The organism is Roseivivax sp. CAU 1753 (assembly GCF_054482575.1).
Window position 1 is genome coordinate 42937 of record NZ_JBTLRF010000012.1, and the last position, 22403, is coordinate 65339.

Annotated in this window: 20 protein-coding genes; 11 read left to right on the forward strand and 9 right to left on the reverse strand. The window is 65.9% G+C overall.

The window, feature by feature from the left end:
* Window positions 1-17: 17 nt before the first annotated feature.
* Genes ACXYMN_RS17870 through ACXYMN_RS17885 form a run of 4 tightly spaced genes read right to left on the reverse strand, consistent with a single transcriptional unit; the run spans window position 18 to window position 6722 of the window.
* Entirely contained in the window at window positions 18-2063 is a 2046-nt protein-coding gene (locus tag ACXYMN_RS17870) for a hypothetical protein (RefSeq protein ID WP_459015196.1), read from the reverse strand.
* Window positions 2060-4840 (reverse strand): DUF4159 domain-containing protein, encoded by a 2781-nt coding sequence (locus ACXYMN_RS17875; RefSeq protein ID WP_459015197.1) that lies wholly within the window; start codon window positions 4838-4840, stop codon window positions 2060-2062. The genes ACXYMN_RS17870 and ACXYMN_RS17875 overlap by 4 nt, the downstream gene beginning before the upstream one ends.
* Window positions 4837-5718: a DUF58 domain-containing protein gene (locus ACXYMN_RS17880; protein WP_459015199.1), complete on the reverse strand. Its 882-nt coding sequence runs from the start codon at window positions 5716-5718 to the stop codon at window positions 4837-4839. The genes ACXYMN_RS17875 and ACXYMN_RS17880 overlap by 4 nt, the downstream gene beginning before the upstream one ends.
* The gene (locus ACXYMN_RS17885; protein WP_459015201.1) at window positions 5715-6722 is read right to left on the reverse strand and encodes an AAA family ATPase; all 1008 of its coding nucleotides are present in this window, start codon (window positions 6720-6722) and stop codon (window positions 5715-5717) included. Before ACXYMN_RS17885 ends, ACXYMN_RS17880 begins: the two co-directional genes overlap by 4 nt.
* 68 nt (window positions 6723-6790) lie before the next feature.
* On the opposite strand from ACXYMN_RS17885, the gene ACXYMN_RS17890 reads away from it, so the two are divergent.
* Window positions 6791-7381: a DUF1285 domain-containing protein gene (locus ACXYMN_RS17890; RefSeq protein ID WP_459015203.1), complete on the forward strand. Its 591-nt coding sequence runs from the start codon at window positions 6791-6793 to the stop codon at window positions 7379-7381.
* 41 nt (window positions 7382-7422) lie between these two features.
* A complete protein-coding gene (locus tag ACXYMN_RS17895; RefSeq protein WP_459015205.1) occupies window positions 7423-8196 on the forward strand; it encodes a hydroxypyruvate isomerase family protein in 774 nt (257 codons plus the stop codon).
* A 3-nt stretch (window positions 8197-8199) separates the two neighbouring features.
* On the opposite strand, the gene ACXYMN_RS17900 is transcribed toward ACXYMN_RS17895, so the two are convergent.
* Window positions 8200-9018, reverse strand: a complete 819-nt coding sequence (locus ACXYMN_RS17900; RefSeq protein ID WP_459015207.1) for a sulfotransferase family protein — start codon at window positions 9016-9018, stop codon at window positions 8200-8202.
* A gap of 141 nt (window positions 9019-9159) precedes the next feature.
* On the opposite strand from ACXYMN_RS17900, the gene ACXYMN_RS17905 reads away from it, so the two are divergent.
* Together ACXYMN_RS17905 and ACXYMN_RS17910 are read left to right on the forward strand one after the other, a co-directional pair.
* Entirely contained in the window at window positions 9160-10737 is a 1578-nt protein-coding gene (locus ACXYMN_RS17905) for a DUF5928 domain-containing protein (protein ID WP_459015209.1), read from the forward strand.
* 8 nt (window positions 10738-10745) lie between these two features.
* Window positions 10746-11114 (forward strand): histidine triad nucleotide-binding protein, encoded by a 369-nt coding sequence (locus ACXYMN_RS17910; RefSeq protein WP_459015210.1) that lies wholly within the window; start codon window positions 10746-10748, stop codon window positions 11112-11114.
* A gap of 238 nt (window positions 11115-11352) precedes the next feature.
* On the opposite strand, the gene ACXYMN_RS17915 is transcribed toward ACXYMN_RS17910, so the two are convergent.
* Complete coding sequence (locus ACXYMN_RS17915; RefSeq protein ID WP_459015212.1) at window positions 11353-12291, reverse strand: ABC transporter ATP-binding protein; 939 nt, start codon at window positions 12289-12291, stop codon at window positions 11353-11355.
* 74 nt (window positions 12292-12365) lie between these two features.
* On the opposite strand from ACXYMN_RS17915, the gene ACXYMN_RS17920 reads away from it, so the two are divergent.
* Entirely contained in the window at window positions 12366-12587 is a 222-nt protein-coding gene (locus ACXYMN_RS17920; protein WP_459015244.1) for a zinc-finger domain-containing protein, read from the forward strand.
* 70 nt (window positions 12588-12657) lie between these two features.
* Window positions 12658-15459, forward strand: a complete 2802-nt coding sequence (gene polA / locus ACXYMN_RS17925) for a DNA polymerase I (protein WP_459015214.1) — start codon at window positions 12658-12660, stop codon at window positions 15457-15459.
* 110 nt (window positions 15460-15569) lie between these two features.
* Here the strand turns inward: polA and ACXYMN_RS17930 are convergent, their stop codons facing one another.
* Both ACXYMN_RS17930 and nth read right to left on the reverse strand, forming a co-directional pair.
* Complete coding sequence (locus tag ACXYMN_RS17930) at window positions 15570-16559, reverse strand: adenosine kinase (protein ID WP_459015216.1); 990 nt, start codon at window positions 16557-16559, stop codon at window positions 15570-15572.
* Entirely contained in the window at window positions 16556-17200 is a 645-nt protein-coding gene (nth, locus tag ACXYMN_RS17935) for an endonuclease III (protein WP_459015217.1), read from the reverse strand. The genes ACXYMN_RS17930 and nth overlap by 4 nt, the downstream gene beginning before the upstream one ends.
* 204 nt (window positions 17201-17404) lie before the next feature.
* On the opposite strand from nth, the gene ACXYMN_RS17940 reads away from it, so the two are divergent.
* The 3 genes from ACXYMN_RS17940 (at window position 17405) to ACXYMN_RS17950 (ending at window position 19657) form a co-directional block, all read left to right on the forward strand.
* Window positions 17405-18211, forward strand: coding sequence for a methylated-DNA--[protein]-cysteine S-methyltransferase (locus tag ACXYMN_RS17940; protein WP_459015246.1), 807 nt, complete (start codon window positions 17405-17407; stop codon window positions 18209-18211).
* Window positions 18212-18317: 106 nt separating this feature from the next.
* Window positions 18318-18983: an OmpA family protein gene (locus tag ACXYMN_RS17945; RefSeq protein ID WP_459015219.1), complete on the forward strand. Its 666-nt coding sequence runs from the start codon at window positions 18318-18320 to the stop codon at window positions 18981-18983.
* A gap of 122 nt (window positions 18984-19105) precedes the next feature.
* A complete protein-coding gene (locus ACXYMN_RS17950) occupies window positions 19106-19657 on the forward strand; it encodes an NADPH-dependent FMN reductase (RefSeq protein ID WP_459015221.1) in 552 nt (183 codons plus the stop codon).
* 15 nt (window positions 19658-19672) lie between these two features.
* On the opposite strand, the gene ACXYMN_RS17955 is transcribed toward ACXYMN_RS17950, so the two are convergent.
* Window positions 19673-20362, reverse strand: a complete 690-nt coding sequence (locus ACXYMN_RS17955) for a sugar transferase (protein WP_459015222.1) — start codon at window positions 20360-20362, stop codon at window positions 19673-19675.
* Window positions 20363-21152: 790 nt separating this feature from the next.
* Here ACXYMN_RS17955 and ACXYMN_RS17960 point away from each other — a divergent pair.
* On the forward strand, window positions 21153-21767 hold the full coding sequence (locus ACXYMN_RS17960; protein WP_459015224.1) for a ribonuclease D: 615 nt from the start codon (window positions 21153-21155) through the stop codon (window positions 21765-21767).
* A gap of 6 nt (window positions 21768-21773) precedes the next feature.
* Window positions 21774-22394: an LPS export ABC transporter periplasmic protein LptC gene (gene lptC / locus ACXYMN_RS17965; protein WP_459015226.1), complete on the forward strand. Its 621-nt coding sequence runs from the start codon at window positions 21774-21776 to the stop codon at window positions 22392-22394.
* The last annotated feature ends 9 nt before the right edge of the window (window positions 22395-22403 follow it).

Below are 22403 nucleotides of genomic sequence, written 5' to 3' on the forward strand. Positions count from 1 at the left end.
GCCCGCGTCCCGTCTTCTCAGCGCCGCCCTTCGCGCAGCCAGGCCCCGATGATCAGCGCCGATGCCAGCAGCAATGTCAGCCAGGCGGGCAACAGGGGCACGTTGCGCACGCTCAGCGTCTCATAGGCGTCGCGCGGGGTGATGCCGATCCAGCCGCGCCCGGCGGCGGGACGGCCCGTGCCGACCTCCCGGATACGCGGCAGGCCCTCTTCAAGCCGTTGCAGGCCGCCGCGCATGGTGTCGATCACCGGGGCCAGCAACGCGCCCGAGGCGATCGTCTGCTCGAACTCGCGCGGTGCCGCGGGACCCAGCCCGATCACCGCCTCCTGGTCGCCCTCGCTCAGGCGGTAAAGACCGATCTCGGGCCCGTCATAGAGCGCCTCGAACCGTCCCGGCGACACCTCGTCCAGCGTCACCTCCTCGGTGGTGCCATCCGGGCGCGTCACCGTTACCGCGCCAACGCTGTCCTCCAGCGTGCGGCGGATGATGCGCATGGTCTGGCCCTTGGGCTCGGCGAACAGCGTCTCCTCCTCAAGCTCGGGCTCCTTCATCATCCAATGCGCAAGACGGCGCAGCAATTCCAGCTGCGGGCCGCCGCCCTCATAGCCGCGCGACCAGAGCCAGGCCTGATCCGACGCCATCAGCGCGATGCGTCCCTCGCCGACCCGGTCGAGCACCAGCAGCGGGCGGTCGCCGACGCCCGACATCAACACCTTGCCCGACGCCTCCGGCTCGACCTCGATCTGGCGCAGCCAGCGGCCCCAGGTGTCTTCGCCGGTCAGCCCCGCGGTCACCGGGTGCCGGTCGCCGAGATCGGTGATGATCGGGCGGAACGGCTCTTCCAGCACGCGCGCGGTCGGGGCGCCCGGGACGATCTCGCCAAGCGGCGACCGGTAAAGCGAATCGGCAGAGGCGAAGTCCGGCCCCGCCGAAATCAGCACCGCGCCGCCCTCTTCGACGTAGTTGCGCACGTTATCGAGGTAGATCGCGGGCAGGATGCCGCGCCGCTTGTAGCGGTCGAAGATGATCAGGTCGAAGTCGTCGATCTTCTCGAGGAACAGCTCGCGGGTGGGAAAGGCGATCAGCGACAACTCGTTGACCGGCACGCCGTCCTGTTTCTCGGGCGGGCGCAGGATGGTGAAGTGCACCAGATCGACGGAGCTGTCGGATTTCAGCAGGTTGCGCCAGGTCCGCCCCCCGGCATGCGGCTCGCCCGAGACCAGCAGCACGCGCAAACGGTCGCGGACGCCGTTGACCTGCACCAGCGCCGAATTGTTGCGATCCGTCAGTTCGCCCTCGGCCTCGGGGGTGGTAAACTGGATCACGTTCAACCCGCCATGCGGCAGCGTCACCGGCAGTTCGATATCGACACCCAGGGTGACGGTGAAGGTCTGCGGCGGCGCGCCGTCGACCGAGATGTCCAGCGGCACGGTCGTCGCCGCCGCCGGTGCCGCGCCATCGTCCTCGATGCGCAGGGTCAGGGTGAACGTCTCGTCGAGGATCGCGAAGGCGGGTGCGTTGCGGATGATCAGGCGGCGGTCCCAGTCTGCCGCGCGACCGGTCATCAGCAGGTGCAGCGGGGCGGGCAGGTCCGGCGCGCGGTCGATATCGTGCAGCCGCCCGTCCGAGGCCGCAATGATCCCCGCGATCCGCCCCGAGGGTTCCTCGGCCAGCGCGTCGGTCAGCGCGGTCATCAGCTGCGTGCCCTGATCGTCGATGCCATCGCCCACGGCGATGCGGCGCACCTCGGTGTTGGGGCGGGCGGCCAGCTCGGCGGCCAGCGCGGTGACCGCATCTTCGGTGACGCGCGCGCGGTCGGCAAGCTGTTGCGACGCGCTCTGATCCTCGAGCAGCAGCACGATGTCGGACAGGGGCGCGCGGTCCTCGTCCTGCAGCGACGGCTGCGACAGCGCCGCGATCAGTACCAGGGCGGCCAGACCGCGCAGGCCCCAGCCGCGCAGGCCGCGCGCCACGGCGATGCCGGTGCCAAGCGTCGCGAGCGCGGCCAGCACGCCGATGGCGATCCAGGGCAGCAGCGGGTCGAAGATGATCGTGCCGGTCATTGGCCAAGCCTGTCGAGAAGGGCGGGAACGTGGACCTGGTCGGATTTGTAGTTGCCGGTCAGCACATGCATCACCAGGTTGACGCCAAAGCGGTAGGCCACTTCGCGCTGCCGTTCGCCGGTAAAGCCCGACCCCACCTGGCGCAATGGCTGGCCATTCTGGTCGACGGCCCAAGCCGACGCCCAGTCATTGCCGCCGATCACCACAGGGGTAACGTTGTCGTTGAGGTTGCGGAACGGCATGCCCTCGATCTGCTCGGCATCGGGGGGCGCGGCCTCGACCCAGACATCGCGGCTGAGGTAGCGGCCGGGGAAGTCCTGCAGCAGATAGAAGGTGCGGGTCAGGACATGGTCGTCGGGCACCGGCTCAAGCGGCGGAATATCCAGCGGGCGGGCCAGATCCTGCAACTTGCGCCCGTTCGGAGACCCTGCGCCGAACCGCGCGATGTCGGAATCCCGCGTGTCGAACAGGATCAGCCCGCCCGAGCGCAGATAGCCGTTCAGTCTGGCATAGGTGGCGGGCGAAGGCGTCGCCTGATCCGGGGTCACCGGCCAGTAGAGCATCGGGAAGAACGACAGATCGTCAGTCTCGAGGTTCACGCCCACCGGCTGGCCGGGTTCGACCGAGGTGCGGAAATAGAGCGTGTCCGACAGGCCGCGCAGCCCCGCCTGCGCCACCTGGTCGATGGACGCATCGCCGGTCAGCACATGCGCGAGGGTAACCTCGGACGTGGCGGAGATGGCGAAGTTGAGCGCGCTGCCGTCTTCCAAAGCGGCGTCCTGGGCGCGCCCGTCCTGCGGCAGCAGCAGCATCGCCGCAAGGATACCGGCGGTGGCCCGCGCCCCGAACAGCCGCCCCGACAGCGCCAGCGCGGCGATCACATCCGCCACCAGAAGCAGCGTCGCCAGCCCCAGAAGGTAGCCCGACAGCGGCGTTTCCTCGGCCCGGTCGAGGCCCTGCACGGTGATCCGGTCGGGCCAGGTGGTCGCGGTCAGGGTTGCGCCCGCCGGGATGACGTTGCGCGCCAGGCTGCGGTCCGCGCCCTGATAGAGGCCGGGGCGCAGGTCGGGGCCAAGCGGTGCGGCCACGAGGTCTTCGCCCGGCACGCCGGGCAGCGTGTCGGCGCCCGAGATCTGGCCAAAGGCGTCCAGCACGCGCAGCGGCGTCCAGGTGGTGCCCGCCAGATCGCCGGGCTCGGGTTGGCTGGCCATCGAGGACACCGCCAGACGTTCGAGCATCTGCACGAACAGACCCGACAGCGGCAGGCTCGACCATTCGGCATTGGCGGTGACGTGGAACAGCACGATCTGGCCCTGGCCCTCGCGCTTGCGGGTGACCAGCGGCGTGCCGTCGGTCAGTTGCGCGATCACCCGCGACGCCAGCGTCGGGTCGGGCTGCGCCATGACCTGCGCCGTGACGCTGACATCGTCCGGAATGGTCAGGCCGAAGAACGGGCTTTCGGTGTCGAACGGGGCCAGCGTCTTGGGCTCGCCCCAACTCATCGCGCCGCCGACGGTGCGGCCCCCGGCGCGCAGGCGCACGGGCATCAGCGGGTCTTCCTCGGCGCGGCTGAGCTCGCTCGCGGCAAGGCGCTGCCCGGCAAAGCGCAGCAACATGCCGCCGCTGTCGATCCAGTCGCGCAGGGCCTGCTCTTCGGCGGGTCCGACGGTGGCCACATCGGCCAGTACGATCACGTCCGGATTGGCGGGCAGGATATCAAGAAGCGCGCCGTCGATCAGATCGGCAGAGGGGGCCAGCGCGCGGGTGAGATAGTGCAGCGGCGACAAGAGCTCGAGCCCCTCGCGGTTGTCCGAGCCCGCGATCAGGGCCACCTCGCGGCGGCGCAGGCTGTCATCGGGCAGGGTCACCGCCCCGGCAGAGGACGCCGCCGCCACCTCGAACCGGTCGATCCGGGCGCGCAGTTCGGCGGGCAGGGACAGCGGGCCTGTGGCGCTGGTCGCGCCGTCCTCGAAGCTCAGGGTGCGTTCGGCCAGCAGCGCGGGGTTGCCCGCCGGGTCCCGGCCCTGCGCCAGGATGCGGATGTCGCGCGACCCCGCGGGGCGCAGGCGATGCGCGGTCAGTTGCACCTCTCCGTCGGCAAATGTGGCAGGCTCCAACGCGAACAGCGCCGCCGGGCTTTCAAAGACGGTCACCGCGCCGCGATCCTCGAGCGCGGCCAGCAGCGCCGCGCGGCTGTCGCGGGCCAGCCCGTCCGAGAACCAGTAGGTGTCGAATGCGCCGTCCGGCAGCGCGGCAAGGGCGGTCGCGCCACGCGCGGCATCCGGGGTCCAGGGTGCGGGACGCATGCCGGCGATGCGCCGCTGCACATCGCTCGCGGCCTGAAAGACCGCCGCTTCGGGGCGTGTCAGCATCAGCGTGGCCACCGCGCGGTCGTCGCGTCCCGCCTGCGCCAGGATGCCGTCCAGGGTCTGCGTCTTGGCACGCCAGTGCGCCGCCGAGGCCCAGCTGCCGTCCAGCACGATCAACAGCGGCGCGTTGCCGCTATCGGCGGTGTCTTCCTCGGGGTTGAGGACCGGACCGGCCAGCCCGGTGATGATCGCGGCAACCGCCAGCATGCGCAGCAGCAACAGCCACCACGGGGTGCGGTCGCTGACCTGTTCGTCGTCCTTCAGACCCAGCAGAAGCACGACGCCGGGAAACAGCCGCCGCATCGGCGCGGGTGGCACCGCGCGCAGGATCAGCCAGAGGATCGGCAATGCCAGAAGGCCCAGCAAAAGCCAGGGCGTCGCGAAACCGATGCTGCCAAAGAGTGTCATCCGTGGCTCCCATCCAGCGCGCGCCAAAGCCAGAGCAGGGCCGATTGCGCCGAATCGGACGTGTGGTGGCAGGTGTAGAGCCAGCCGGTCGCGCGGGCGATCCCGGCGAGGCGGTCCTTGCGCTCGGCCAGCCGCGCGAGATAGCGGTCGCGCAGGTCATTGGCCTTCAGCGTCTCGTGCACCATCGACTTGCCGACCGATTCGAAGATGGTGCGCCCGCGGAACGGAAAGCTTTCCTCGGACGGGTCGAGAACCTGCAACAGAACCCCCCGAACACCGCGATCGGCGGCCTTGGTCAGCGCCGCCTCGACGGCGTCGAAATCACCGAGAAAGTCCGAGATGAAGACCGCGCGGGCCTGCGGGATCATGCCGCGCGCTTCGGGGGTGGCGTAGTCGGTGGCATCCTCGTCCGAGAAGTATTCGGCCAGCCGCTGCATCTGCGCGGCCCCGCGCCGGGGCGGAAGGGTGAAGCCGGTCAGACCGACCCGTTCGCCGCCGCGATTGAGCAGGATCGCCGTGGCCAGACCCAGCAGGCGGGCGCGGTCGGCTTTCTGCGGGATGTCGTCGTCCGAAGAGAATCGCATCGAGGCGGCGCGGTCGACCCAAAGCATGACGCTTTGGGCAATCTGCCATTCCCGGTCGCGGACGTATTGCGCGTCGCCCCGGGCCGAGCGGCGCCAGTCGATTGACCGGTAGGTATCGCCCGGCATCAGCGGGCGGTACTGCCAGAAATCGTCGCCGAGACCGGCGCGCCTGCGCCCGTGTTCGCCCAGAAGCACCGTGCCCGCCAACTGCTCGGCGCGGGCCAGAAGCGGCGGCAGGCGGCTGGCCTCCTGTTCGGCGCGGGCGCGTGTCCGAAGGGTCAGGTCAGGGGTCAAGCGGCGGCCTCGCTGCGGGTCGCGGCAGCGGCGACCTCGTCGATCAGCGCGCCCAGATCCTCACCGCGCGCCCGGGCCGAGAAGGACAGCGCCATGCGGTGCACCAGCACCGGTCGCGCCATGGCCGTGACATCGTCGATCGAGGGGGCAAGGCGGCCCTGCAGCAGCGCGCGGGCCCGGACCGTCAGCATCAGCGCCTGCGCGGCGCGCGGTCCCGGACCCCAGGCCACCACGTCGCGCACCCGTTCGGGCGCGGAGGCATCGTCGGGGCGGAAGGTGCGCACCAGATCGAGGATCGTCTCGACCACGTTGTCGCCCACCGGCATCCGGCGCAGAAGCTGCTGCGCGGCGATCAGCGTCGGGCCATCGAAGACCTGGTAGGCCTGGGCTTCCTCGGCACCGGTCGTGGCCAGAAGGATGTCCTTTTCGGTGTCGCGGTCGGGATAGGCCACGTCGACCTGGACCAGGAACCGGTCAAGCTGCGCCTCGGGCAGCGGGTAGGTGCCTTCCTGCTCGATCGGATTCTGCGTCGCCAGAACGTGGAACGGGGCCTCGAGCGCACGCGTCTCGCCGGCCACGGTGACGACCTTTTCCTGCATCGCCTGCAACAGTGCCGACTGGGTGCGCGGGCTGGCGCGGTTGATCTCGTCGGCCATCAGCAGCTGGCAGAAGATCGGCCCGGCGATGAACTTGAACGCCCGGCTGCCATCCGGCCCGGTCTCGAGCACTTCGGAGCCCAGAATGTCGGCCGGCATCAGGTCGGGCGTGAACTGCACCCGGTTGCCGTTCAGGCCCATCACCGTCGACAACGTCTCGACCAGCCGCGTCTTGCCCAGCCCGGGCAGGCCGATCAACAGCGCGTGGCCACCGCAGAGCAGCGCCGACAGGGTCAGGTCAACCACCCGTTCCTGCCCGATGAACCGCCGCGTGATCGCGGTTTTCGCCTCGGCCAGCTTGCGCTCAAGCACCTCGATTTCGGCGACAAGATCTTCGGTGTCGGCCATGGCAAAGCTCCTCATTTCGGCTATCTGTTGTAGGCACAGTATTCCTCAGCACGGAAATGGCAAAAGCTATGACGTCACAAAATCGCGTGCCGCCGTCGGCTGACGGCATTGCTGCCGCCGCAAAAGCCGCCGGGAAAGACCGGGGGCTGCCCCCCGTCGACAAGTGGAACCCGCCTTTCTGCGGCGATCTGGACATGCGGATCGCGCGTGACGGCACGTGGTTTTACCTGGGCACGCCGATCGGACGGCAGGGTCTGGTCAGGCTGTTCTCGTCGATCCTGAAGAAGGAAGGCGACGACTATTTCCTTGTCACACCGGTCGAAAAGGTCGGCATCACGGTCGAGGACGCGCCGTTCGTCGCCGTCGATTTCGAGGCCGAGGGCAGCGGCGAGGCTCAGGTGCTGACCTTCACGACGCATGTGGGCGACACCGCCGTCGCGGGCCCCGATCATCCGATCCGGGTGGTGCGCGACCCCGAGACCGGCGAGCCGTCGCCCTATGTGCTGATCCGCCGCAACCTCGAGGCGCTGATCGACCGCAAGTCCTTTTACCGGCTGGTCGAGATCGGCGCGACAAAAGAGGTCGATGGCACCGAGTGGTTCGGCCTCTGGTCCTCGGGCGCGTTTTTCCCGATCATCCCGGCGCGCGAACTGCCGTAACATAAATTCCCGCATCGCCTGCTCCGTGCTAGGCTTTGCCCATGAAGATTGCCGCGAACATCACGCTCTTGCGCTTCGACACCGCGGTGCAGGACCGTCCGGTCGCCGCGCGCGCCGCGGGGTTCGACGGCGTCGAGTGCCTGTTTCCCTATGACCTGCCGACGACGGCGATGACCCACGCGTTGAACGGGGCGCCACTGGTGTTGATCAATACCCCGGTCGATGACTGGGAGGACGGCGCGCGCGGCCGGGCCGCCGTTCCCGGAGAGGTGGCCCGATTCGCGACCGACATGCAGCGCGCCATCGACTACGCGCGGGCCACGGGCACGCCACGCATCCATGTGATGGCGGGCAAGGGCAGCGGTCCCGAGGCGGCGGCGCGCTTCAAGGCCAATCTGCGCGCCGCCTGTCTTGCGGCACCGGATCTGACGATGCTGATCGAACCGCTGAACGCGGGCGACGTGCCGGGCTATTTCCTCAACGATTTCGATCAGGCGGCGGATATCATCGACCGGGTAGCGCTGCCCAACCTGGGTCTGCAATTCGACGTCTGGCACGCCGCACGGATCCATGGCGACGCCGCACGGGTCTGGGCGCGCCACGGCCACCTGGCGCGGCATGTGCAGATCGCGGGGCTTGGATCGCGGGCGGAACCCGACCCCGACGCCCCGGACGAGGCCGCGTTTCACGACGCCTTGGCGGCCAGCGGTTATGACGGTTGGATCAGCGCGGAGTATTTCGACCGCGGTGCGGGCTTTGACTGGCTGGCGACGCTGCGCGCCCGGTTGTCGGGCGGGATGCTGGCCCGCGCCTGACGGTCAGTCGCCAAGCTTGGCGTGCACCTCGTCGAGGTCGATTTCGCCGATGGGCATCTTGTTGCCGGGGTTTTCGAAGTCGTACTTGAACAGGTCGAAATCGCGTTTGTAGATCTCGTAGATCAGATGCATCGACAGATCGTCGAAGTAATCCTCGACCGGATGCAGGCGCTTGGGTCCGTGGCCTTCGCTTTCGTTGAAGCGCGGCACGTCCTTCAGCACCACCTTCTGCGGCGACGGGATCGCGCTCAGCACCTGTTGCATGCCGTCGTTGAACTGCTCGGTCCAGAAGATCTTGTTGTAGCGCCCGCCGTTGACGATGAAGGTCGAGACATGGCCCGACATCGCCGACCAGTGGATGTCCGGCTCCATCGGGCGGCGCCAGCGGATGGTGTCGCGGGCGAACAGCAGGAAGCGGCGGAAGGATTTGACCTGATCGAATTCCTCGGTGCCGTCATCGCCGCCGACCTCGATGCCGTATTTCTGGATCAGGAGCGGCACGAGGTTGCCCCGGTAGCGTTTGCCGTTGCGCTGGATGCCGCAGATCTTGTCGAAGAACGACGACAGGATGCGGGTGTAGGGGTTGCGCACGCAGGTGAAGGCGTAGGACGAGCGGGTCTTGACGTTGGCCTTGATCGCCGCCTGGCTGTCTTCGCGGGCCCATTTGTGCAGGCCTTTGGTGGCATCGTGGATGTCGCCGTCGAAAAACGTGCCGTGATCCGAATAGTACATGATCTGCCCGATGGTCGAGCACGCACATTTGGGAACGACGCGATAAACGACGCTCTCGCTCTCGGTCATCCAAGTCCCGGGAAACCCCATGTTCTACTGCTGCCTCTTCAACCCGTGATTGCCTGTGTCACGGTCTTTCGCCCAAAAAAGCAAAGAAAGCTTGTTCATTCAACGCCCGTTTAGGATATCAAGCTAAACAATCGGGCGAAAAAAGGGCAGTCCGTTTCTTCTATGGCAAAAATCGCCTTCATTCTGCTGTGTCACAAGGACCCGGACGCGATCATCCGTCAGGCGCAATCGCTGACGGCTGTGGGCGACTACATGTCGATCCATTTCGACAAGAGCGCGCCTGCCGCGGCCTATGCCAAGATCCGCAAGGCCCTGGACGACAACCCCAACGTCACCTTCGCGCGGCGGCGGGTGAAGTGTGGCTGGGGGGAATGGAGCCTGGTCGCCGCCACGCTCGAGGCGCTGACCTCGGCGGTGGATGCCTTCCCGCGGGCCACGCATTTCTACATGCTTTCAGGCGATTGCATGGCGATCAAATCGGCCGAATACGCGCATGATTTCCTCGACCGGCGCGAAATCGACTACATCGAAAGCTTCGATTACTTCAAATCCGACTGGATCAAGACCGGCTGGAAGGAAGAGCGGCTGATCTACCGGCACTGGTTCAACGAACGCACCAACAAGAAGCTGTTCTATGCCATGTTCGAGGCACAGAAACGGCTGGGCATCACCCGCAAGGTGCCGCAGGACATCGACATGATGATCGGCAGCCAATGGTGGTGCCTGCGTCGCCGCACCGTCGAGGCGCTGCTGGATTTTGTCCGCAAACGCCCCGACGTGCTGCGCTTTTTCCGCACCACCTGGATTCCGGACGAGACGTTTTTCCAGACCCTCGTGCGCCATCTGGTGCCCGAGCGCGAGATCGACAGCCGCACGCTGACCTTCCTGCTGTTCACCGATTACGGCATGCCGACGGTCTTTTACAACGATCACTACGACGTTCTGCTCAGCCAGGATTACCTGTTCGCGCGCAAGATCAGCCCCGAGGCGCACGACCTAAAGCGGCGTCTCGGCGTGCTTTATTCCGCCGAGAGGGTGAAGTTCCAGATCTCGAACGAGGGGCGCGAGCTGTTCAAGTTCCTCACCGGCAAGGGACGGATCGGGCGACGCTTCGCCCCGCGCTTCTGGGAAACGGAAAGCTCGCTCGGGCGCGAACGCGAGCTTCTGATCGTGGTGTGCAAGAAATGGCACGTCGCCAAGCGCCTGCTCGAACGGATCCGGCAGCTGACCAATGTGCCCTGCATCGAATACCTGTTCAACGAAGACGCCACGGCGCTGCCCGATCTGGGCGGCATCCAGGCCACGATGTCCAAACGCCACCGCCACCGCCGCGCGCTGATGCGGATGCTGTTCGACTACTTCGAAACGGATCGCATGATCGTCTGCCTCGATCCGGTCAACCTCGACCTGCTCGAAGATTTCTGCCGCGACCGCGCGGTGACCCGCATCCTCGAGGTGGAATGCCAGTTCTCGGACGCCTACCTGACCGGCCATGCCATGCGGGTAGGGCTGGCGGGCGACCGTACGCCCGCCGAAACGCTGGCCCGGCTGCTGCCGACGATCCGCAACGACATGCTGCACGAAAGCGACCACATCCGCGATGCGGAGTTCGACAATCATCTGCGCATCCGCGAGATCGATTCCGCCGATGCAAATGCGCAGGCCATTGCCCAGTTCCTGAGCGTCCCCATCGACAAGGCGCAGGAGATTGCGCAGACCGACCACCTTTTTGCCGACTGAGGAACCCCATGGCTTTCACCTATGACGACCAGAACATCTTCGCCAAGATCCTGCGAGGCGAGATTCCGAACGACACGGTGCTCGAAACCGAGCATTCGCTGGCCTTCCGCGATATCCAGCCCCAGGCACCGACGCATGTGCTGGTGATCCCCAAGGGGCCCTACGTGTCCTACGATCATTTCGCCCAGGAGGCGTCCGACGCCGAGATCGTCGATTACACCCGCGCGGTGGGCGAGGTTTGCCGCCTCGAGGGCGTGTCCGACGATGGCTTCCGGTTGATCGCCAATTCCGGGCGCGACGGCGTGCAGGACGTGATGCATCTGCACGTGCACATTCTTGCGGGCCGTCGGCTGGGGCGGATGCTGTCAAAGGCATAGGCCAAAAGCGGCTCCATACCGCCGCCCCGGACCCGATCCGGGGCCTCACGCCCCAACACCCGCGCAACACCGCCGCCCCGGACTTGATCCGGGGCCTCCGGGTGCGACCCCATGCGCAACAAGCTATTGCAACAAGGCCGCCCCGCGCTGTCCCGCGCCTGTCACCCACGGCAGGGCGCTGTTGAGAAACGAAAAACCCGACGCCACCATCGCGTCCGTGTTCCCCGTCTTCGCTGTGCTAGCCGTGTGCGCCCTTGGTCAGGGCCATGAACACGTCCTCGAGGTCCGGCTGCTCGGTGCGCACGTCGGAAATGCGGATGCCCGCCTGTCGCACCGCGTCGAGCACCTGTTCGGCACGGGTTTCCCGCGCGTGGTAGGTCAGTGCCAGCACGCCGTCCTCGCGGGTTTCGACCTCCACGCCGTCAAGCTGCGGCAAGGTCTTCGGCGTCTCCTCGGGTTCGATCACCATGGTCCGCGCGTCCAGCTCGCCCAGAAGGTTGCGCGTGGTGTCGCGTGCGACAAGTTCGCCCTGGTTGATGATGGCGATCTCGTCACACATTTCCTCGGCCTCTTCGAGATAATGCGTCGTCAGGATGATCGTCATGCCCTCTTCGCGGTTCAGGCGGCGGACGTTCTGCCACAGCATCTGGCGCAACTCGATGTCGACCCCCGCGGTCGGCTCGTCGAGCACCAGGATATGCGGGCGGTGCACCAGCGCCTTGCCCAAGAGCAGCCGCCGCCGCATGCCGCCCGACAGCGTGCGGGCATAGGCCTCGGCCTTGTCCGACAGGCCGATCATCGCAAGGATCTCGTCCGAGCGGCGCTGACCCTTTGGCACGCCATAGAGCCCCGCCTGCACCTCGAGCGCGCCGCGCGGTGTGAAGAACGGATCGAGATTCAACTCCTGCGGCATCACCCCGATCGAGGCGCGCGACTGGCGCGGGTTCTTGTCCTGATCGAAACCCCAGATGTCGACCTTGCCCGAGGTTTTCACCACAAGCCCCGCCAGAATGTTGATCAGGGTCGACTTGCCCGCGCCGTTCGGCCCCAGAAGCCCGAAGACCGACCCCTGCGGCACCGTCAGGTCGATCCCCTTCAACGCGTCCTTGGCCGGTGCCTTGCCCTGCCCGCCATAGGTCTTTCTCAGACCTTCGATCCGGATCGCATCCGTGGCCATGCCTGTCTTGCTCCTTGGTCTCTCATCCGACATAAGGCTCTTAGTGCAAAGACAATCGAATGGGAAATCTCCCGATGCCCCAAGACGCGCCGGAAACCAAGATCGTGGACAGCTACCGCGTCGCCTGTGATGGCGGCGAGGGGGGCCAGGGGCATCCCCGCGTCTGGTACAAGATCCCCGAGGATCGTGGCTGGGTGGAATGCGGCTATTGCGATGCCCGCTTCATCCATCGCGACTTCGCCGAAACCGCGAAGACCGCCGAGACTGCCAAGACCGCCGGAACACCCAAGACGTAATCTCGTCCGGGACGCGCGCTTCTGGCCCGGCGTTCCGGACGGATGCCCGTGACCTGAGGAGACGCCCGAGATGAGCTTCGGCAAGGGATCGCACCTGCACCTGATCGACGGATCGGCCTTCATCTTCCGCGCCTTTCACGCGTTGCCGCCGCTGACGCGGAAATCCGACGGCCTGCCGGTTGGCGCGGTGCAGGGGTTCTGCGACATGCTGCGGCGCTATATCGCCAAGGATCACGGGCGCGACGCACCGACCCATATCGCGGTGATCTTCGACAAGGGCAGCCACACCTTTCGCAACGACATGTACGACCAGTACAAGGCCAATCGCGATGCCATGCCCGAAGACCTGCGGCCGCAGATCCCGCTGACCCGCCGCGCCACCGAAGCCTTCAATATCGCCTGCAAGGAAATCGAAGGCTATGAGGCCGACGACATCATCGCCACGCTGGCCTGTCAGGCCCGCGACCTCGAGGCGCGAGTGACCATCGTTTCATCCGACAAGGATCTGATGCAGTTGGTCGGCGGCGGGGTCGAGATGTTCGACGCCATGAAGAACCGCGTGATCGACACCGACGGCGTGATCGAAAAGTTCGGCGTCGGGCCCGACCGGGTCGTCGACGTGCAGGCGCTGGCAGGCGATTCGGTCGACAACGTGCCGGGCGCTCCGGGCATCGGGATAAAAACCGCGGCCCTGCTCATCAACGAGTTCGGCTCGCTGGAAGACCTGCTGGACCGCGCCGGCGAAATCAAGCAACCCAAGCGCCGCGAGACCCTGATCGACAAACGCGACCAGATCGAGCTGTCGAAGAAACTGGTGCAGCTCGATTGCGACATGGAGCTGCCGTTCACTCTCGACGATCTGGAGGCGCGCGATCCGGATCCGGACACGCTGCTGGGCTTTCTGGCCGAGATGGAATTCCGCACGCTGTCACGCCGCATCGCGGAGACGCTGGGCCAGGAGGTTCCGGTCATTCCCGACGCCGCCCCGCAAGGCCCCGATGGCGCGGACGCGGCCGAGAAGCAGCCCGATTTCGCGGACGCCACCTATATCGCGATCCGCGATGCCGCGACGCTGCAGGAATGGATCGACCGGGCCCAGGCGCGTGGCTACCTCGCCATCGACACCGAAACCACGGGGCTGAACGAGATGACCGCCGGTCTTGTGGGCGTGTCGCTCTGCATCGCGCCGGGCGAGGCGGCCTATCTGCCGCTGGCGCATCGCGGCGCGTCCGATGGCGACCTGTTCACCTCCGACGACCTTGTCGCGGGCCAGATGGACCGGGACGCGGCGCTGGCGCTGCTGAAGCCGCTCTTGGAAGATCCTTCCGTGATGAAGATCGGCCAGAACATGAAATACGACGCCAAGATCCTGTCGCGCAACGGCATCGACATCGCCCCCATCGACGACACCATGCTGATATCCTACGCGCTGCATGGCGGCCTGCACGGGCACGGCATGGACCTGCTCTCCGAACGGTATCTCGGCCACAAGCCGATTCCCATCAAGGAGCTGATCGGGTCGGGCAAGAGCCAGATCACCTTCGACCGCGTGCCGCTGGACGCGGCCATCGCATACGCCGCCGAGGATGCGGACATCACCCTGCGCCTGTGGAAACTGCTGAAGCCGCAACTGCACCGCCAGAAGGTCACGCGCGTCTACGAAACCCTCGAACGCCCGCTGGTGCCGGTGCTGGCCGACATGGAGCGCGCGGGCGTGAAGGTCGACCGCAACACGCTGAGCCGGATGTCCGGGGCCTTTGCGCAGAAAATGGCGGCTTTGGAAGAGGAAATCCACGCGCTCGCGGGCGAGCGGTTCAACGTCGGCTCACCAAAGCAGCTGGGCGAGATCCTGTTCGACAAGATGTCGCTGGAGGGCGGCAAGAAGGGCAAGACCGGGGCCTATGCCACCGGGGCGGACGTGCTGGAAGACCTGGCCACCGAACACGATCTGCCCGCCCGGGTGCTGGACTGGCGGCAACTGTCAAAGCTGAAATCGACCTATACCGACGCCCTGCAGGAACACATCAACCCCGAAACCGGACGGGTGCATACATCCTATTCCATCGCGGGGGCGAATACCGGGCGACTGGCCTCGACCGATCCGAACCTGCAGAACATTCCCGTGCGATCCGAAGAAGGCCGCCGCATCCGCGAGGCCTTTGTGGCGGATGAGGGCAAGGTGCTGGTCAGCCTCGACTACAGCCAGATCGAACTGCGGATCCTCGCCCATATCGCCGGGATCGACGCGCTGAAAGCGGCTTTCCGCGACGGCCAGGACATCCATGCAGCCACCGCGTCCGAAATGTTCGGCGTGCCGCTGGACGCGATGACACCCGATGTGCGCCGCCAGGCCAAGGCGATCAACTTCGGCGTGATATACGGCATCTCGGGCTTCGGCCTTGCCCGCAACCTGCGGATCCCGCGTGGCGAGGCGCAGGGCTTCATCGATCGCTACTTCGAACGGTTTCCCGGCATCAAGGACTACATGGCGGACACCACGGCCTTCGCTAAGGAACACAAGCGCGTCGAGACGCTGTTCGGTCGGGTGATCCACACGCCCGAGATCGCCGCCAGCGGACCGCGCGCCGGCTTCGCGCGCCGCGCAGCCATCAACGCACCGATCCAGGGCACTGCCGCCGACATCATCCGGCGTGCCATGGTGCGGATGCCCGACGCCATCGCCGGTCTGCCCGCAACCATGTTGCTGCAGGTCCACGACGAGTTGATCTTTGAGGTTGAAAAGGACGCGGCCGACGAGCTGGTCAAGGTCGCGCGCGCCGTGATGCAGGGCGCGCCCGATCCGGTGGTGAAGCTCGATGTACCGCTGGTGGTCGATGCCGGGCAAGGTGCGAACTGGGCCGAGGCGCACTAGACCCCAGGTCGGCGCCTGCCCGTCCGTTTCGCCGCGTATTTGGAAAATGGAAAGGGCAAAAGCGTGCGCTCAAGTCCTTTCCATTTCTTAAATACGCACCGTTGATCCGCTCAAAGCAGGCCCTGCGTCCTGAACAATGCGGTCAGCGACGTCTCGGGGCGCGGCCCCATGTGCCCGATGACCTCGCGCGCGCTGGCGTGACCCATCTTGCCCGCTGTCTTCATGTCGGTGCCGGTCACCAACCCGTAAAGAAAGCCCGCCGCGAACTGGTCGCCCGCACCGGTGGCGTCGACCGGAATGATGTGTTCAACCGGGACGTCGGTGCGGGTGCCTTCACGGATGATCGAGCAGCCATTCCCCGACCGGGTGCAGATCACCAGCGGGCAGATCGCGGAGACGGCGGCGAGGTCGGCATCCAGATCGTCGTTCTGATAGAGCGCCATGATTTCGGCCTCGTTGCCGATCACGTAGTCAAGCTCGTGTTCGATGAGTGCCAGAAAGTCCGCGCGGTGGCGTTCCACGCAGAATGGGTCCGAAATCGCGATACCGGCGCGACCGCCCGCGGCGCGACAGGCGCGGGCGGTCTTGACGAAGGCGTCCTTGCCCTTGTCCTTGTCGAAGAGATAGCCCTCGAGAAAGACCAACTCGGCCTCGGAGGCCACGGCGTGGTCGACATCGTCCGGTCCCAGCTCTGCCGAGATGCCGAGATAGGTGTTCATCGACCGCTCGCCATCGGGCGAGACGAAGATCATCGAGCGCGAGGTCGGCAATTCGCCGTCCGGGGCCGGGGCGTTGACGAAATCGGTGCCGATCTTTTCCATCTCGTCGGCATAGAAGCGGCCCAGCCCGTCATCCCTGACGCGTCCGATAAAGGCCGTGCGCAGCCCGAGGTTGCCCAAACCCGCCAGCGTGTTCGCCACCGATCCGCCCGGGGCCTGCACGCGGTTGTCCATGGCACCGTAGAGTTGTTCGGCGCGTTCGCGCTCGACCAGCTGCATGATGCCCTTCTCGATGCCCATGTTGTCGAGAAACGCGTCCTCCGACCGGGTCAGCACGTCGACGATGGCGTTGCCGATGCCGACAACCTGATATTTCTTCATTGGGTCTTGTCCTCGAATTGGCAGAGATCGCGGATCAGGCAGGCACCGCATTTCGGTTTCCGTGCGATGCAGACATAGCGTCCGTGCAGGATCATCCAGTGATGGGCATGGAGTTGAAAATCAACGGGAATATTGTCTTCGATGGCGCGCTCGACGGCGATCACGTCCTTGCCGGGCGCGATGCCCGAGCGGTTGCCAAGCCGAAAGATATGCGTGTCGACCGCCTGTGCGGGATAGCGCCACCACATGTTCAGGACCACATTGGCGGTCTTGCGGCCCACCCCTGGCAGGCTTTCCAGCGCGGCGCGCGAATTGGGGACCGTACCGTCATAGTCCGCAACCAGGATGCGCGACAGTTTCATCACGTTCCTGGCCTTGTTGCGGAACAGGCCGATGGTCTTGATATGGTCGATCAGCGCCTCTTCCCCCAGCGCCAGCATCTTCTCCGGAGTGTCGGCGCGCTTGAACAGCGCCGCGGTGGCCCTGTTGACCCCCGCATCCGTGGCCTGGGCCGACAGCGCCACTGCCACCACCAGCGTGAAGGCGTTGGTGTGGTGCAATTCGCCTTCGGGCGCGGCCTCGGCCTCGCGGAAGCGGGTAAAGATCTCGCGGATCGTGTGGTAATCGAGTTGCCTGGCCATGCCGGCACTTCTGCCCGCTCGACGCCGGATGCGCAACAATCGGGTCGCCTGCGACGGGTGCTGCGCGGTAGAAAGGGCGCAGAGAAAAGGAATGCCGCCATGACTGACCTTGCCCCCATTGTTGCCGGTGCCGCCAGTGCCCGCAGCGCCTCCGATGCCCCCTGCAGCCCCTGTGTTGGTCGCAGCGCCTATCACTTCGAGATCATGCGCCGCGCCATCGACCTGGTCGACGCCATGGGTCCGCAAGCGCGGCTCGACGATCTGGCGCGCGAGATGCACATGAGTCCGGCGCATTTCCAGCGCATCTTTTCGGACTGGGCCGGGGTCAGCCCGAAGCGGTTCCAGCAATACCTGACGCTGGGTCACGCCAAGGCGCTGTTGCACGACCGGTTCACCACGCTCGAGACGGCGCATGCGACGGGGCTGTCGAGCACCGGGCGGCTGCACGACCTGTTCCTGCGCTGGGAGGCGATGAGCCCCGGCGACTACGCCCGGCGCGGCGCGGGACTGAGCGTGGCATGGGGCATATTCGACAGCCCGTTCGGCCCGGCGCTTGTCATGGGCACCGACAAGGGGCTGTGCGGTATCGCCTTCACCGCCGAGGCGGGCGAGGAAGCGGCGATGGCCGACATGCAGGCGCGCTGGCCCGAGGCCAGCTATGTGGCGGCCCCGGACAGGATCGCGCATTGGGCAGAGGCGGCGTTCGGATCGGGTGCCGAGGTGGCGCTGCACCTCATCGGCGCGCCGTTCCAGATCAAGGTCTGGGAGGCACTGATGCAGGTGCCGTCGGGGCATGTCACCACCTATTCCGAGATCGCGGGCGCCATCGGCCATCCCAGGGCGGTGCGGGCGGTGGGCACGGCGGTGGGGCGCAATCCGGTATCGCTGCTCATTCCGTGTCACCGGGCCCTGCGCAAGTCGGGCGGGCTTGGCGGGTATCACTGGGGGCTGCCGGTCAAGCGGGCGATTCTGGCGTGGGAAGCGGCCCGGGCCGATATGTCGCCCGCATAGGCGGAGGATCGCCTAGAAATATGCGTATGTTTTTGGATAACATTGGTCTCTGCCTATAGGTAGGGGCATGTGTCGCAAGACAACACGCAACACGGACGAGGTAATAATGATCCGAGCGAAGTTCTCTCTTCTTCTGTCAACGGCGGGCCTGGTGGCGATCACCGCCTGCGCGCCTTTGACAGACCCGAACAACCCCAACCGCCAGGCCCAGACCGGGGCATTGGTCGGTGCCGGCGTCGGCGCGCTTGCCGGTGCCATGACCGGCGGCGACGATCCCGACGAGAAGCGCAACGCAGCGCTGGCCGGTGCTGTCATCGGTGCGGCGGGCGGTGCCATCATCGGCAACCAGCTCGACAAGCAGGAAGCGGCATTGCGCCAGCAGGTCGGCAACAACAATATCGACATCCGCAACACCGGTGACCGTCTGATCGTGACGCTGCCGCAGGACATCCTGTTTGCCGTCGACTCGACCGCCGTCAGCCCGGCGATCCAGGGCGATCTGATTGCCGTGGCGCGCAACCTGCAGCAATACCCGGACACCACGGTGCAGGTCATCGGTCATACCGACAACGATGGCGACGCATCCTACAACCAGAACCTGTCGCAGCGCCGCGCACAGGCGGTGTCGTCGATCCTGATCTCGAACGGCGTGCCCAGCTTCCGCGTCCAGAGCATCGGTCGCGGCGAGGACCAGCCGATCGCGTCGAACCTGACGCCCGAAGGCAAGGCGCAGAACCGCCGGGTCGAGATCGTGATCCTGCCGAACGCCTGATCGCGCCCGACAGAGTTGAAAAAGAATGCGCCACGGTGACTTGCCGTGGCGCGTTTGCGTTGTAGGTCAGGGCAAACACCCGTGCGGAGGGCTGCACGGACACCGACAGGAGCGCGCCACCCATGTCCGACCTCAAACTGCTTACCATTTCCGGCTCGCTGCGGGCCGCCTCGACCAATCGCAAGCTGGCCGCCGAGGCCGCGCGCCGCTTCGGTCCGGCCCAGGTGACCGTCGCCGATATCGTCTTTCCGGTCTATGACGGCGACATCGAAACCGGCGAAGGCATACCGGCGACGGTGCAGACGCTGGCCGACCAGATCGCGGCTGCGGATGCGGTGGTGGTTTCGACGCCGGAGTATAACAAGGGCATCTCGGGCGTGCTGAAGAACGCGCTCGACTGGGTCAGCCGGACCGAGGGCAATCCCTGGCGCGACAAGCCCGTGGCCTTGATGTCGGCGGCGGCGGGGCGTGCCGGTGGTGCACGGTCGCAGAACATGGCGCGGCTGTGCCTCAACCCGTTCCGGCCGCTTCTGCTTCCCGGACCCGAGGTGATGATCGGCAACACGTCGAAGCAGTGGGACGACAATGACCGCCTGACCGACGAATTTTCCATCAAGCTGCTGACCGAGTTGATGGAACAGTTGCGCGCTGCGGCAGAGGCACGGCGGGGCTGAGCCCGCCGGGGTTGCCTAGCAACCGGTGCCGGTCAGAACGACGCGGACGGTGCGCAGCAGGATCGAGATATCGGTGCGCAGTGACAGCTTGCGCAGATAGTCGGTGTCGTAGGCGGCGCGTTCGACGAAGCTCGACTCGTTGCGGACCGATGTCTGCCAGAAGCCGGTAATGCCGGGGCGCATCGCGTAGTAGGCCGAGCCGGGGTAGATGTCCTGCTGGTCGACCATCATCGGACGGGGGCCGACAAGGGACATGTCGCCGCGCAACACGTTCCAGAGCTGCGGCAGCTCGTCGATCGAGGATTTGCGGATCAGCTGGCCGATGGGCGTGATGCGCGGGTCCTGGCGCAGCTTTTGCTGGCTGCGCCATTCGGCGGCGGCCTGCGGGTCGTTGGCAAGATGCGCGTCCAGCATTTGATCCGCATTGGGCACCATCGAGCGCAGCTTCCACATGTGAAACACGCGCCCGTTCCGGCCCACACGGCGCTGACGGTAGATCGGCGAGGCGCCGTCGCCCGCGATCATCGCCGCGAAGGGCAAGAGAAGAAGCAGCGCAGGCAGCGCCACGATCAGCACCAATGCAATGTCCATCACCCGCTTGACGAAGCGACGATAGAGCCCGTGGCCGCGCGGCGTCGCAGTCTGCAGGCCGACAAGGCTGTCGATCTTGGGATGGGCGAGCGGTTGGCGAATGTGCATTGTCACTAGTTCAGTCCCCCGAGAACCTCAGGCATACGATGGCCGCGCTTCAAGCGTCAGACGCATTGCTGCATCCGATCCGTCATGCGATCTCCGTCGCCTCTCCTAAATTGGAGCACCAGCCCCCAGGTGCGCAGACGGTGAACACGGCAGAAATGTGTTCGCCTTCTGATGAATACCATATGATATTGAGGCGGTTTTAAGTCAATCGTGACGCAACGGGCCGTGATGATCTTCGCAGTTTTCAGGCGGATCACGGCGCAAGCTTGGGTTGATTCAAATCAGGCGCATTCTGCCGTAAGTGCATTGCTTTTGATCGAAAACATGCCGCACGGTCGGCTTCTCCGCGGCCTTTCGGTGGCTGCGATTGATGCCATATGCCAGACAATGCGACCGGTACTGTTTCCGGACTGGCGACAGTCACGGGACAGCAGCGCATTGTCCCCAAAAATGCATGCGTCCGCGCGTGGCACGCCGTTGCGAGCCGCAACAATAAAGCGGGCCGGAATGACGCAAAACCCGCGGTTTCACGCCGACGCGCGGTTGCGCGACCGCCGCTCGGTCGGCAATGCGGCGCGCACACGAACACGTCATCTCCGCCGCTCACGAAGTGTTACAGTTTGCCCGTTCCGGGCGGTAAGCGGGCCGAATTGCAGCCTCATTCGGTCCGATTTTCGCCACATTTGCGCCGAATCACCGTCCAACTTCGCCTTGATCCGGCCATCGCGCCCGTTGCGGCGGCCCGCCGCTGGGCTTATGTCGCCCAGCAGACCCATCATCTGTCGGCGGAGGATTCATGGCCACTCATCTCTATCAGGGCGACTTGCCGGACGATCTCGATCTGGGCGCGGTCGTGGCCATCGATTGCGAGACCATGGGCCTGCATCCACACCGCGACCGGCTTTGCGTCGTGCAACTGTCGGGTGGCGACGGGGACGCGCATCTGGTCCAGATCGCCAAGGGCCAGACCCGCGCGCCGCATCTGGAACGTTTGCTGACCGATCCCGATGTGCTCAAGCTGTTTCACTTCGGCCGGTTCGACATCGCGGTGATGTATCACGCCTTCGGTGCGCTTGCCGCACCGGTCTATTGCACCAAGATCGCGTCGCGCCTGGTGCGGACCTATACGGATCGGCACGGGCTCAAGAACCTGCTGCAGGAGATGCTGGGCATTGACGTGTCGAAGCAGCAGCAAAGTTCCGACTGGGGCGCGGCAGAGCTGACCTCGGCGCAGCAGGATTACGCCGCCTCGGACGTTCTCTACCTGCACCGCCTGCGCGACAAGATGGACGCGATGCTGGAACGCGAAGGCCGGACCGAGATGGCCGAGGCGTGTTTCGGGTTTTTGCCGATGCGCGCCAAGCTCGATCTGGCCGGCTGGCCCGACACCGACATCTTTGCGCATTCCTGATCGCTGATGGCGCGGGGGTCCGGCATATATTCACAGGTGGTCGCCGGGCTGAAGGTGCTGCTGCCGGTCATCGCGCTGGGCCTGCTGTCGACGATCTTCCTGTTTTCGCGCGACACCGACCCGACCCGGAACCTGCCGCGCGCCACGGTCGAAAGCCTCAAGGATCGGACCTCCGAAACCGCGACCGGCGCGACCTATACCGGCACGACCGATAGCGGTGCCCAGGTGACCATGCGCGCCGAACTGGCCCGGCCCGACCCCGACAAGGTCGACCGATTGCTTGCCGAGGGCTTCGATGCCAGCCTCGATTTCGACGATGGCAGCAGCGTGCGGATCTCGGCGCCCGTCGCCGAGATGGACAACCGCACCGCCACCGCCCGGATGAGCGGCGGCGTCAATATCCAAAGCTCGACCGGCTACACGATGCGGACCGAGGCGCTGACCTCGGCGATGTCGCGCGTCGAGATCGAAAGCGATGGCCCGGTCGAAGCCGAGGGGCCGGTGGGCACGCTGACCGCGGGCAAGCTGCGCATTACTGCCGACGAAAGTCCCGACGCGAGGGAAGGCGACGTGCAACTTCTTTTCACCGGCGGCGTTCGGATGGTATACGAGCGACAACAAGAATGAGTGCATGCT